This window comes from Acetatifactor muris, from assembly GCF_024623325.1.
Lineage (GTDB): Bacteria > Bacillota > Clostridia > Lachnospirales > Lachnospiraceae > Acetatifactor > Acetatifactor muris.
On record NZ_JANJZD010000001.1, the window covers coordinates 340,585 to 353,937 of the forward strand.

Below are 13,353 nucleotides of genomic sequence, written 5' to 3' on the forward strand. Positions count from 1 at the left end.
AAGATATTGATAGCTGTTACGGATAAATGGAATGAGTCAACCATATGGTACCTGAGAGTGAAATCTGCAATGCTTCCACAGGGATGCATTTGTACGCAATTTTGCCGGAAATAGATCATAAAGGGGATATGGCTGCCCAAGGAAGGATGGAACTACTACAATGGATGAAAATATGCAGACAAGGTTTGACGAGAAGGTAAAAGAGCTCCTAAGTACTGCCAAGAAGAAGAAAAATGTACTGGAGTATCAGGAAATCAGTGATATGTTCTCGGACATGCCTCTGGAAGAAGAACAGTTCGAGAAGATACTGGAAGTATTGGAGCAGAACAATGTGGATGTGCTCCGGATCACCGAGGACGATGTGGATGAAGAAATCATTCTCTCAGAAGAGGATGAGGTGGATGTGGAGAATCTCGATCTGACAATCCCTGACGGCATCAGTCTGGAAGATCCGGTTCGGATGTATCTGAAAGAGATCGGCAAGGTGCCTCTTCTCTCAGCTGAGGAGGAGATTGAGCTGGCGAAGAAGATGGAGCTGGGGGATCAGGAGGCGAAAAAGCGTCTGGCAGAGGCGAATCTGCGTCTGGTGGTCAGCATTGCCAAGAGATATGTAGGCCGCGGCATGCTCTTCCTGGATTTGATTCAGGAAGGAAATCTGGGGCTGATTAAGGCTGTGGAGAAATTTGATTACCGCAAAGGATATAAATTTTCCACTTATGCCACCTGGTGGATTCGTCAGGCCATTACCAGGGCCATTGCAGACCAGGCCAGGACCATCCGGATTCCCGTTCATATGGTGGAGACCATTAACAAGCTGATTCGGGTGAGCAGACAGCTGCTGCAGGAGCTTGGCCGGGAACCGACTCCTGAGGAGATTGCGGAGGAGATGAAAATGCCTGCTGACCGCGTGCGGGAAATTCTGAAGATCAGCCAGGAACCTGTATCCATGGAGACGCCTATCGGCGAGGAAGAAGACAGTCATCTGGGAGACTTTATCGAAGATGACAATGTGCCTGCTCCTGCAGATGCAGCGGCGTTTACCCTGCTGAAGGAACAACTGGTGGAGGTGCTGGGCACGCTGACGGAGAGAGAGCAGAAAGTCCTGCGCCTGCGTTTCGGACTGGACGACGGTCGGGCGCGCACACTGGAAGAGGTGGGGAAGGAATTCAATGTGACTCGTGAGCGCATCCGCCAGATTGAGGCGAAGGCGTTGCGCAAGCTGCGCCATCCCAGCCGGAGCAGAAAGCTGAAGGACTATCTGGACTGAGCATATGGGGAGAAGAAAGGGAAACGGGCCCGGGGACAGAGTATGCCTGTCCGGGCGGCTTCAGATGCTTGCGGATATGGTAACCGGCGGGAACAGACTTGTGGATGTGGGATGTGATCATGGATTCCTGTCCATCTGGCTTGTGAGCGAGGGGGTGTGTCCGAAAGCGCTTGCCATGGATGTCCGGCAGGGACCGCTGGCATCGGCCAGGGGGCATATTGAATCGTTCGGGCTGGAAGATTACATAGAGACCAGGCTCTCAGACGGGCTGGAAAAGTATTGCGCGGGCGAGGCCGACACCCTGGTATGTGCGGGTATGGGCGGCAGACTGACGGAGCGGATTCTCAGTGCCGACATGGAGAAAGTGGCGGCGATGAAGGAGATTATTCTGCAGCCCCAGTCCGAGCTGCCGGATGTCCGAAGATTCCTGAGAGAAAACGGATTTGCCGTAATTCAGGAAAATGCGGTCCTGGATGCGGGAAAGTATTATTTTGCCATGAAGGCGGTTCCTGTCCGGAAGGGGGAGCCGAATGGGGAAGCGGCGGGAAGACAGCAGCTGTATGACCTGTACGGGGAAAAGCTCCTTATGGGGAGACATCCTGTGCTGAGGCAGTATCTGTGTCAGAGACGACGCTGTGTCGGGAAGCTGGAAGAGTCGCTGCGGTCGGCCGGTTCACAGAAAGCAGAGACCCGCCTGCAGGAAGTGCAGGACGAGCTGAGACAGATTGAGGCGGCGCTGGACTTCTTCGGCCGGGCAGTTACGGAAGTGACTTAACACTTTAGAGCTGTCGCGCAGCGACTGAATTCAGAAAGGAGAGCAGATATGGTAACAGTTACAATACACGGAGAGCAGAGACAGGTACAGCAGGGAACCACATATGAAGAGATTGCGGCTGATTACCAGAGGGAATACGGCGGCATGATCGCTCTGGTGTCGGTGGATGGCAGGATACGGGAACTGTTCAAGCGGGTGTCCAGGGACTGCAGGGTGGAATTTTTTACCCTGAAGGATGACGTGGGCCATAAAACTTACGAGCGGACGGCTACCATGCTGCTGTTAAAGGCAATCTATGATGTGTGCGGTGCCGAAATTGCCCGGGAAAGCTGTGTGGAATTTACCATAGGACGGGGGATTTATGTGAACACCTTTGGGAAAGTTCCCGCAACGCCGGACAGCGCTGAAAAGCTGAAAGACAGAATGGGGGAACTGTCGGAGAAGAAAGTTCCTTTCATGAAGAGGTCCTGTCCTCTGGACGAGGCTATGGCGCTTTTTCAGGAAAAAGGAATGAAGGATAAAACAAATCTCTTCCATTACCGTATGGGATCCACCGTAAATGTGTATGAAATAGATGGCTATTACGATTATTATTACGGCTTTATGCTTCCCAATGCGGGATATGTGAAATGGTATGATGTGATTCCCTATGAAAACGGCTTTATGCTTGTGCTGCCGGATAAGGCCAATCCCACGGTGGTGGAGCCGTTTTCGGAGAGAAGAAAGCTGTTTGAGACCATGGAAAGTGCCAAAAAATGGGGGAGAACGGCGGGAATCCGCACGGTGGGAGACCTGAATGATCAGATCTGCAACGGCTCCATGAGCGATCTCATCCTGGTACAGGAAGCGGAGCAGGAGAGGAAGATCGGCGAGATTGCAAAGGAGATTGCCGGCCGCAGCCATGTGAAGTTTGTCATGATTGCCGGGCCTTCTTCCTCCGGAAAGACCAGCTTCTCCCACAGGCTGTCCATTCAGCTGAGGACGCTGGGGAAGGTTCCCCGTCCCATCGCGCTGGACAATTACTTTGTGGACAGGGAGCTGACACCCAGGGATGAGAACGGGGATTATAATTTCGAATGCCTGGAGGCCATAGACGTAAAGCGCTTTAATGAAGATATGGTGAGTCTGCTGGCCGGGGAACGGGTGGAAATGCCCGAGTTCAATTTCAAGATCGGTAAGCGGGAATATAAGGGCAATTACATGCAGCTGAGTGAGAATGATATTCTGGTCATTGAGGGAATTCACGGACTCGATGAAAAAATGTCCTATGCCCTGCCGGAGGAAAGCAAATATAAGATCTATATCAGTGCCCTGACCACCTTAAATGTGGACGGCCATAACAGAATCCCCACCACGGACGGACGGCTGCTGAGAAGGATGGTCAGGGATGCCCGCACAAGGGGCGCCAGCGCCCGGAGAACCATTCAAATGTGGGCTTCCGTGCGCAGAGGGGAAGAGGAGAATATCTTTCCCTTTCAGGAGGGAGCGGACGCCATGTTCAATTCCGCGCTGATCTATGAGCTGTCCGTGCTGAAAACCTTTGCGGAGCCGCTTTTGTTCCAGATTCCGAAGGAGGCGCCCGAGTATTACGAGGCCAAGAGGCTGTTAAAGTTTCTGAGCTATTTCCTGGGTGTGCCCAGCGAGAGCGTGCCGAACAATTCCCTGTGCCGGGAATTTGTGGGGGGAAGCTGCTTTAATGTGTAGAGCATGGACTTGCAATTTCTCCGCGCACCCTTTATAATAAGAGCGGTGAGTAAGATAAATAATCGCGGCCGCCTTCGCTGCATTCCGCGGCGGGGCGGGTGAGGAAAGTCCGGGCTTCACAGGGCAGGATGCCGGATAACGTCCGGTGGAGGCGACTCCAAGGCCAGTGCAACAGAGATATACAGCAGGATTGGGTGGCAGTGTCATGCAGTCCTGTAATGGTGGAAAGGCAGTGTAAGAGACTACCGTCCGTCCGGTAACGGGCGGAGCCATGTAAACCCCATCCGAAGCAAGACCAGAACGAAAGCCACAGGCCGGCCCGGTCTGCTTTCAGGTAGGTCGCTGGACGCGGCTGGCAACAGCCGTGCTAGACAGATGATTATTCAAGACATAACCCGGCTTATCGTCTTGCTCACTTTTTTGACAGGGAAGCGCTTTTATTTGTGTGGAGAGAAGCGTGGATATTTTACAAAAAACCGAAGGAGAGACAACGGATGGATAGCTACAAGCAGGAATTTATCGGATTTATGGTGGACAGTCAGGCGCTTAAGTTCGGCGAGTTTACCCTGAAGAGCGGGAGGAAGTCTCCCTTTTTCATGAATGCAGGTTCCTATGTGACCGGTGCGCAGCTGAAAAAGCTGGGAGAATATTATGCCAGAGCCATCCATGAGAATTACGGGGATGCGTTTGATGTGCTGTTCGGCCCGGCATACAAGGGGATTCCCCTGAGCGTGACCACGGCCATTGCCTACAGCGAGCTGTACGGTCGGGAGGTGCGCTATTGCTCTAACCGCAAGGAAGTGAAGGATCACGGGGATACGGGAATTCTGCTGGGCAGTCCTCTGAAGGACGGTGACAGAGTAATCATGATAGAAGATGTGACCACTTCCGGGAAATCCATCGAGGAAACCTTTCCTGTTATTATGGCCCAGGCAAATGTGGAGATCAGGGGACTGATGGTATCTCTGAACCGCATGGAGAAAGGCCAGGGCGGGAAAACCAGCGCGCTGGACGAGATTCGGGAGAAATACGGATTTGAGGCCCGGGCTATTGTGACCATGGGAGAAGTGACAGAATATCTGTACAACAGACCTTACAAAGGACAGATTTACATCGACGATACGATAAAAGCGGCGCTTGATGAATATTACAGAATTTATGGTGTATGATAGCATCGTACGGCCTGATGTCCGGAGCGAAAACAGGAAGGGAGTAAAGATATGGATCAGAAGATATATAAGGTAATGAAGGGAGCGGGGGCAACCAATATCGCGCTTGGGGTGATTACGCTTATCACGGGCATGGTAACGGGAATTCTGCTGATTATCGCAGGGGCGAAGCTGACTGCGGGAAAGTCAAGAATCTTATTTTGAGCGAGGAGCAGTTGGAGGGCATTTCCTGTGGGAAGTGCCCCTTTTAGAATATATATGAAAAAAAGAAAAGGATATGTCTTTACAGACAAAAAGAATTCAAACCGGGCCGTGATGGCCACGATCCTGGGCGTTATCAGCCTGGTCTCTCTGGGAGTGGTAGTGTTTTTCTCCTATCGAAGCGGAGGGGAGGCGAAGGCGGGATATGGGGTGACGGCTCTGCTGGCCGCCGTCTATTCTCTGACAGGACTTGTGCTGGGGTTCATAACCGTACAGGATAAAAATTATTTCAGGCTGTTCCCGGTGCTGGGACTGGTGCTGAACGGAGCAGCGCTGGCCGGGATCGGACTGATCTTATATTTGGGAGGAAATCTGGGATGAATGACAGAGAAGTGCTGAAGGAACGATATGAGCTGGTGATGAACAGAGTCAGGATGATTTTCCAGGAAAAGTTCAGTGACAATACTCTGAAAGCGTATTTTGATTTTTGCGCAGAATTTCTGCTGATGATTGACGACACGGCTGCTTTTCTGGCGGAGGACGGTCTGCGGAAGGCGGACCTGGAGGAACTGGAGCGCAGGAATCATGCGCTGTATGCCGATATTTTGCCGGAGCATTATGAGGAGAGCTACGGCAATCCGGCAGCTGCTGTCCGGAAACTGGGGGCGGACAGAGGAAGCCTGCTGTCTGCTCTGTATGCGGAGCTGCGCAGTCTCATAGGTTTTGTCTATGAGGGAAGGACAGAGGAGCTTGTCATCCGTATGGAGCTGTTTGTGGAGGTGTATGCAGCCTTTGCCTGTGCGGAGGAATGCGGGGACGCGCTGCCTTCCGGGAATGATATCCGGGATATTTTTTACTGGTTCGCCTGTGATTATGCGGAGATGGCTGCCAGGCGCAGAACCCGGGAGCAATTGTGCCCGGAAGCGTGCTTTGCACTGCCGCTGATTATGGAAAGTGATCTGAGGGATATCCGCTATCTGTATGGATATGGCGAATATGTGGGTGAAAATGAGAGAGAGACGGCGGCTTTCCTGGCCGGGCTCCCCGAGGAAACCATTGCGGCCATGGCCGATACTTACACCGAAGGATACCGAATTGGATTTGAGATCACAGGCAGAGATCTGAGTAAAAAGAAGGCAGTGGCATTGTATTATCGGCTGGGATTTGAAAGGATGATGCGCCGGGCTGTGGAAAATTTTGCCGGGATGGGTTTAGAGCCGGTGGCTTTCCGTTCTGCTTACAGTGTACTGGACTTCAGGGGAGCCAGCAGGGGCAGAAGCGGCTTCTGCGGCGGGATACCCAATATGCAGTATGACTATGACCACAAGGATGACAGGGCAGTCTTTTTTGACAGAAACTATGTGAATCGCAGGCTGGAAGCCGGCAGAGCGGCTTATGAGGAGAACAGAAAAGCGGCGGCGGAGTATGCGGGGCCGGCAGTGGTGGAGACCTTTGGAGAAAAGGATTTTCATCCGATAACCAAAAAGGAGGCATTTCAGCTTTCCGGGGAACAGAACCGCCTGTGGGTGGAATATCGCGCCAAAGCAGGTCAGCTGCAGCGGGAGTATATTCCGGAGGAGGAGACAAGCTTTACCATAATTGCATTTCCGGTACCGGAAATCGGACCTGTATTCAAGGAGCTGTTTCATGAAATTATCCGGATTAACACACTGGATTATATGCTGTACCGAAATGTGCAGCAGACTTTGATCGATGCGCTGGATACGGCGGACTATTGTGAAGTCAGAGGGATGAACGGCAATCGGACGGACTTGAAGATTAATCTGTACAAACTGTCCGATCCGGCCAGAGAGACGATTTTCGAGAACTGTGTGGCGGATGTGAATATACCGGTGGGAGAAGTATTTACCTCTCCTGTGCTGAAAGGCACCAACGGAGTCCTGCACGTGAGCCGGGTTTACCTGAGAGGGCTGGAGTACAGGAATCTGGCGATTACTTTTGAGGATGGCATGATCAGAGACTATTCCTGTGACAATTTTTCATCGAAGGAAGAGAACCGCCGGTTTATTCAGGAGAATATTCTGGCCCGCCATGACACTCTTCCCATGGGGGAATTCGCCATCGGTACCAACACGGCGGCGTATGTGGCGGCCAGACGTCTGGGCGTGGAGGGGAAGCTTCCCATACTGATCGCAGAGAAAATGGGCCCTCATTTCGCGGTGGGGGATACCTGCTATTCACATGCCGAGGAGGTAAGGGTATACAATCCGGACGGAAAGGAAATTGTGGCAAAGGCCAATGAAGTGTCGGCGCTCCGGGACAGCAGGCCCATGGAGGCATATTATAACTGCCACATGGACATCACCATTCCCTACGATGAACTGGGAGAACTGACTGCGGTGAGAAAAGACGGCACCCGTATCCCATTGATCAGAGAGGGAAGATTTGTCCTGCCGGGCTGTGAAGAACTGAATAATGCTTTCAAGAGTTGAAAAAGTGGTTGCATAGAAGCGCGTATTCTAGTAAACTGGAAAGAGAATACTGCGCGGGGAGACGGAACAGGAACCGTTTTGAAACGGCGTTTCAGGACGGAACGAAGATCAGGAGGAACACATGGCAGATATGAATAAGAGTGAGAAGAATATGCCGCAGGTGGGCATTGTGATGGGAAGTGATTCTGATATGCCCGTTATGGCCAGGGCGGCGGATGTTCTGGAAGAACTGGGAATTCCCTGTGAGATGGCAATCATCAGTGCGCACAGGGAACCGGATGTATTTTTTTCCTATGCGAAGAGTGCGGAGGAAAAGGGATTTAAGGTCATCATTGCAGGGGCGGGAATGGCAGCCCATCTGCCGGGTATGTGTGCGGCAATTTTTCCCATGCCGGTAATTGGGATTCCCATGCATACTTCATCTCTGGGGGGCCGGGATTCCCTGTATTCCATCGTGCAGATGCCCTCGGGAATTCCGGTGGCGACAGTGGCCATTAACGGCGGAGCCAACGCAGGTCTTCTGGCAGCCAGAATTCTGGCGACTTCGGATCCTGAATTGCTGAAGAGGCTGAAGGAATACAGTGTGAAAATGAAAGAGCAGGTGGAGGCGAAGGATGCCCGGCTGCAGACGGAAGGATACAGGGCTTATCTGGAAGGAATGAAGTGACAGCCTGAACGCAGATGGCAGTGTTGTGGAATGAAAATGAGAAAGGCATGGGAGAAAGGCATGGATTACAGGAAAGCTGGAGTGGATATTGAGGCCGGTTATCAGTCGGTGGAATTGATGAAAGAATATGTAAAGGGGACTGCAAGGCCTGAAGTGCTGGGCGGAATCGGCGGCTTTTCGGGAGCGTTCTCCGCGGCGGCGCTAAAGGGGATGGAGAATCCGGTTCTGCTGTCGGGAACGGACGGTGTGGGTACGAAGCTGAAGCTGGCGTTTTTGATGGACAGGCATGACACCATCGGAATTGACTGCGTGGCCATGTGTGTGAACGATGTGGCCTGCGCCGGCGGAGAACCGCTGTTTTTCCTGGATTATATTGCATGCGGCAAGAATTATCCGGAGAAAATTGCGGAGATTGTAAAAGGTGTGGCAGAGGGCTGCAGGCAGGCCGGTGCGGCTCTGGTAGGCGGCGAGACTGCGGAGCATCCGGGTCTGATGCCGGAGGAGGAATACGATCTGGCAGGATTTGCAGTAGGCATTGCGGATGAGAAGGATCTGATTACGGGTGCGGATATCCGGGAAGGGGATGTCCTGGTGGGCATTGCTTCTTCCGGGGTACATTCCAACGGATTTTCCCTGGTGCGCAGTGTGTTTGAGATGACCAGGGAAAGCCTGGATACTTACTATGACGAACTGAAGGGGACATTGGGCGAGACGCTGCTGACGCCCACCAGGATCTATGTGAAGGCATTGAAGGCAGTGAAGGAAGCAGGGATTACTGTCAAGGGTGCAAGCCATATCACCGGAGGCGGTTTTTATGAGAATATTCCCCGGATGCTTCCGGAAGGTGTCCGTGCCGTGGTGGAGAAGGGAAGCTTTCCTGTGCCTGCCATTTTCCGCCTGCTGCAGGAGAAGGGGAACATTGAAGAAAAAGTGATGTATAACACATATAACTGCGGACTTGGCATGGTGCTGGCTGTGGATGCCGCAGATGCGGAGAGGACCATGGAGGCTGTCAGAGCCGCAGGGGAAGTTCCCTACCTGGTGGGACATTGTACAGCCGGGGAAAAAGGAGTGGACATATGCTGAAAATCGTAGTGTGTGTGTCCGGCGGCGGCACCAATCTGCAGGCAATTCTGGATGCGGTGGACGAAGGAAAAGTCACCAATACGCAGGTAATTGCCGTCATCAGCAACAATGCCGGGGCGGGAGCACTGGACAGAGCCAGAGCACGGAAGATTCCCGGAATTGTCATGTCGCCGAAAAAATATGCCGACAGAGAGGCCTACAATCAGGCCTTTACCGGGAGAATGCAGGAACTGGCGCCGGATCTGGTGGTGCTGGCAGGCTTCCTGGTGAGGATTCCGCCCCAGATGGTATCTGCATTCAGCGGCAGAATTGTGAATATTCACCCGTCCCTGATTCCCTCTTTCTGCGGAGTGGGCTATTACGGACTGAAAGTACATGAGAAGGTGCTGGAACGGGGGGTAAAAATCACAGGAGCCACGGTGCATTTTGTGAATGAAGGGATGGACGAGGGGCCGATTATATCCCAGAAGGCGGTACCCGTGGAGGAGAATGACACGCCCGAGATTCTGCAGCGCAGGGTGATGGAACAGGCGGAGTGGATTCTGCTCCCGAAAGCCATTGACGATATAGCGAATGGAAGACTTCGACTGGAGGACGGCAGGGTATATTCCGCGTCATATTTTGAGGAGATGAGGTGAGGGCATGAAAGTGTTAATCATTGGCGGAGGCGGGCGGGAGCACGCCATCGCGGTCAGTATGCGCAGGAGCGGGAGAGTAGACGAGCTTTACTGTGTGCCGGGGAATGCGGGAATTGCGCAGATTGCTCAGTGTGAGCCTTCCATCGGCGTGATGGAATTTGACAGAATAGTAGCCTATGCGAAGGAAAAAAAGGTGGATCTGGTGTTTGTAGCGCCGGATGACCCTCTGGCAGGGGGATTGACGGATGTGCTGGAGGCGGAAGGCTTCCGGGTGTTCGGCCCCAGCAGGAGGGCGGCTGTGCTGGAGGGCAGTAAGGCATTTTCCAAAGACCTGATGAAAAAGTATCACATTCCCACGGCTGCCTACGAAGTGTTCCATGATGCGGATGCGGCGCTTGCCTGGCTGGAGAACGCTCCCATGCCAATCGTGCTGAAGGCGGACGGTCTGGCGCTGGGAAAAGGAGTGCTGATTTGTAATACACTGGAAGAAGCCAGAGCCGGTGTCCGGGAAATCATGCAGGAGAAGCATTTCGGAGATGCGGGCAATGTGCTGGTGGCGGAAGAATTCCTGACCGGACGCGAGGTATCAGTGCTTGCGTTTGTAGATGGGAAGACGGTGAAGCCCATGACTTCCGCGCAGGATCATAAACGGGCCGGCGACGGAGATACGGGACCCAACACAGGCGGTATGGGCTGCTTTTCTCCCAGTCCTTTTTATACAGAGGAAATTGACGCATATTGCAGAGAGCACATTTACCAGCCCACAGTGGATGCCATGGCGGCAGAAGGAAGAATGTTCAAAGGGGTGATTTTCTTTGGGCTGATGCTGACGGCGGAAGGGCCGAAGGTACTGGAGTATAATGCCAGATTCGGCGATCCGGAGACGCAGGTGGTGCTCTGCAGAATGAAGAATGATATTATGGATGTGGTGGATGCCTGTATCGACGGTACTCTGGATAAAATTGAGCTGCAGTTTGAGGATATGGCGGCGGTCTGTGTGGTGCTTGCCTCCGAGGGATATCCTGTTTCTTACGAGAAGGGTTTTGAAATTACAGGACTGCAGGAATTTGAGGGAAAAGACAATTACTATTGCTTCCATGCGGGAAGCCGGTTCGACGACCAGGGACATATTGTGACCAGCGGAGGTCGTGTGCTGGGGGTGACTGCCAGGGGAAGTACCCTGAAGGAAGCCCGTGGGAAGGCATATGAGGCCACGGGATGGGTAACTTTTGCCAATAAATATATGCGGCATGACATTGGAAAAGCAATAGACGAAGTATAGAAAAGCATATAAAACAGACCCGATGGATGGAGGTGCGGAGTGTGGGTAATTTAGGCGCGTTGGATATGTACAATATTCCCCGTGTATGTAAGGAATGCGGCGGTGTAATGGTGTTTAAAGGAGTGGGTGAGTACCGGTGCGAGGACTGCGGCGCGGTGGACTATGATGATTATGGGAAGGTGAGAGGCTATATTGAGGAACATAAGGGCGCCACTGCGGCACAGATTGAAAATGCGGTGGGGGTGTCTCAGCGTACAGTCCGGCGTCTGCTGAAGGACGGCAGGCTGGAGATAGCGGAAGGCTCCAATGTATATCTGCGCTGTGAATTGTGCGGGAAAGAAATTCGTTCGGGACAGTACTGCCCGGAGTGTGAGATTAAGGTGCATCGTAATCTGGAAGCAAAGCAGAGAGAACTGATGAATAAGAATGCACGTGGATTTGGATTTGAACAGAAGGGCGAAGAAGGGCAGAAGCGATTCAGGCGTGAAGAGTAACAGGGGAAGAAATCCTGTAATTAAGGAAAGGTACGGTATTTTATGAGAGAGACAAAAGAGTGGAGAGGGCGGCTCCTGAGAGGAATGTTTGCGCTGATGGTGACAATGTGTATATTCAGTGCGGGCTTTCTGATGATGGGGATGACCAGCCAGGCTGAGACTCAGATAAAGGTAACCTCGCCCAAGGGGGCTAAGATACGACAGGAGGCCAGCACTTCCAGCACGCAGGTGGGAGGTGTGGAGAACGGAAAAGTACTGACTGTTCTGAACCAGGTACAGGGTTCAGACGGATTTACCTGGTATCAGGTACAGGTAAATGACACAAATGGGTATATTCGCTCCGATCTGGTGGAAGTCTCAGAAGGAGGGGGAGGAGACACGCCTCCTGCCGGCGAAGGAGAAGGCGGAGCCGCTGCACCTGCGGAGGTGATGGCGGTAAATCCCGTGAGCGCCACGGTTTCCGGTGATGGAAGTATGATCCGTGATCAGGCTTCTTCAGAAGGGCAGATTCTGGCCCAGGATATTCCAAAGGAGACGGCCCTGACAGTCACAGGGCAGGCAACGGCAGCCGACGGAAAAGTGTGGTATCAGGTGAGCGTTATTTTCGGAGAGACGCAGGTGGACGGGTTTATCCGTTCCGATTTTGTAGCACTGTCCGGAGATCTGACACCTCTGACAGAGGAACCGCCGGTACCGGAAGAGCCTGTGGACCCTGAACCGGAAGCGCCGGACGAATCGGCGCCCTATGAGGTCAGGCTGCAGGACGGTGAGTGGCTGCTGGTTGTAAAAGAAGCAGGTGAAGATGAATATCCTCAAGTTGGAGGATACCCTATTAATGAGCTTTTTTCCAGCTCCAAAAACAATGCGGAACTGGTTGAAAAGAGTGAAAAGACCGTAAAAAATCAGAAGATTATCATTATCGTACTGGTGTTTTTGCTGGTGGCCGCTGCGGCCGGCATTGCATTTCTGGTATTTAAGATCAGAGACATGATGGATTCCGCATATTATAATGAGGTGGAAAACGAGACGCTGAGGAAGAGAAATGCTGCCAATGGCAGAGGCGATCAGAAGCTCATGCACTCGGTGGGAACGGACAGACAGCCGGCGAGACCTGCGGGAGCGAGACCGGCAGGAGCCGGACAGAGCCCCAGAGGGGCGGGCGCTTCTCAGGGCCAGAGAACCGGCACCACATCCCAGGGCCAGAGGCCGGCAGGTGCTTCTCAGAGCCAGAGAGGAGTGGGAGCCGGACAGAGCCCCAGAGGGACGGCGGCAGCTCAGGGTCAGAGACCTGCGGGAAGCGGCCAGGGCCAGAGAGCAGCAGGAACCGGTCAGAATCAGAGACCTGTTGCGGGAAGCGGTCAGAGGAGCGCGGGCACGGGTCAGAGTCAGAGACCTGTGGGGACAGCTGCGCCGAGACCTGTGGGCACTTCTCAGGGTCGCACAGCGGCGGGACAGAGCCCCAGAGGGGGAGGCGCTCCTCAGAGACCCGCGGGGAACGGGAGACCTCAGCAATCTGCTCAGAGGGTTCAGCCGAAGAATTTCCTGGAAGAGGATGATGAATTCGAATTTGAATTTCTGAACTACGATGGGGATGAAGAATAAGAGGGAACAGGACGA

At 53.1% G+C, this 13,353-nt stretch carries 13 protein-coding genes and 1 other RNA gene; all 14 read left to right on the forward strand.

Translation table 11 applies throughout. The features are described from left to right. Positions 1–160: 160 nt before the first annotated feature. The 14 genes from rpoD (at position 161) to NSB25_RS01680 (ending at position 13,338) form a co-directional block, all read left to right on the forward strand. Positions 161–1,267 carry an RNA polymerase sigma factor RpoD gene (rpoD, locus tag NSB25_RS01615; RefSeq protein WP_103240500.1) on the forward strand — a complete coding sequence of 369 codons (1,107 nt, stop codon included), beginning with the start codon at positions 161–163 and terminating at the stop codon, positions 1,265–1,267. A gap of 4 nt (positions 1,268–1,271) precedes the next feature. Further along, complete coding sequence (locus NSB25_RS01620) at positions 1,272–2,042, forward strand: tRNA (adenine(22)-N(1))-methyltransferase (RefSeq protein ID WP_103240501.1); 771 nt, start codon at positions 1,272–1,274, stop codon at positions 2,040–2,042. A gap of 48 nt (positions 2,043–2,090) precedes the next feature. Then, a complete protein-coding gene (locus tag NSB25_RS01625; RefSeq protein ID WP_103240502.1) occupies positions 2,091–3,746 on the forward strand; it encodes a nucleoside kinase in 1,656 nt (551 codons plus the stop codon). Between the two features lie 46 nt (positions 3,747–3,792). Then, positions 3,793–4,165: RNase P RNA component class A (gene rnpB / locus NSB25_RS01630), an RNA gene on the forward strand. 75 nt (positions 4,166–4,240) lie between these two features. After that, positions 4,241–4,915: an orotate phosphoribosyltransferase gene (pyrE, locus tag NSB25_RS01635; RefSeq protein WP_103240503.1), complete on the forward strand. Its 675-nt coding sequence runs from the start codon at positions 4,241–4,243 to the stop codon at positions 4,913–4,915. Positions 4,916–4,966: 51 nt separating this feature from the next. Continuing rightward, entirely contained in the window at positions 4,967–5,119 is a 153-nt protein-coding gene (locus NSB25_RS01640; RefSeq protein ID WP_172455156.1) for a hypothetical protein, read from the forward strand. Positions 5,120–5,173: 54 nt separating this feature from the next. Then, on the forward strand, positions 5,174–5,497 hold the full coding sequence (locus NSB25_RS01645; RefSeq protein WP_146040079.1) for a DUF6142 family protein: 324 nt from the start codon (positions 5,174–5,176) through the stop codon (positions 5,495–5,497). Further along, entirely contained in the window at positions 5,494–7,569 is a 2,076-nt protein-coding gene (locus NSB25_RS01650; protein ID WP_172455157.1) for an aminopeptidase, read from the forward strand. Before NSB25_RS01645 ends, NSB25_RS01650 begins: the two co-directional genes overlap by 4 nt. A gap of 151 nt (positions 7,570–7,720) precedes the next feature. After that, the gene (purE, locus tag NSB25_RS01655; protein WP_103240535.1) at positions 7,721–8,236 is read left to right on the forward strand and encodes a 5-(carboxyamino)imidazole ribonucleotide mutase; all 516 of its coding nucleotides are present in this window, start codon (positions 7,721–7,723) and stop codon (positions 8,234–8,236) included. Between the two features lie 60 nt (positions 8,237–8,296). Then, a complete protein-coding gene (gene purM, locus NSB25_RS01660; protein ID WP_103240536.1) occupies positions 8,297–9,322 on the forward strand; it encodes a phosphoribosylformylglycinamidine cyclo-ligase in 1,026 nt (341 codons plus the stop codon). Next, positions 9,316–9,960 (forward strand): phosphoribosylglycinamide formyltransferase, encoded by a 645-nt coding sequence (purN, locus tag NSB25_RS01665; protein ID WP_103240505.1) that lies wholly within the window; start codon positions 9,316–9,318, stop codon positions 9,958–9,960. The genes purM and purN overlap by 7 nt, the downstream gene beginning before the upstream one ends. A 4-nt stretch (positions 9,961–9,964) precedes the next feature. After that, positions 9,965–11,242, forward strand: a complete 1,278-nt coding sequence (gene purD, locus NSB25_RS01670; RefSeq protein ID WP_103240506.1) for a phosphoribosylamine--glycine ligase — start codon at positions 9,965–9,967, stop codon at positions 11,240–11,242. Between the two features lie 41 nt (positions 11,243–11,283). After that, a complete protein-coding gene (locus tag NSB25_RS01675; RefSeq protein ID WP_146040080.1) occupies positions 11,284–11,736 on the forward strand; it encodes a hypothetical protein in 453 nt (150 codons plus the stop codon). 42 nt (positions 11,737–11,778) lie between these two features. Beyond that, a complete protein-coding gene (locus NSB25_RS01680) occupies positions 11,779–13,338 on the forward strand; it encodes an SH3 domain-containing protein (protein ID WP_103240508.1) in 1,560 nt (519 codons plus the stop codon). Positions 13,339–13,353 lie beyond the last annotated feature (15 nt).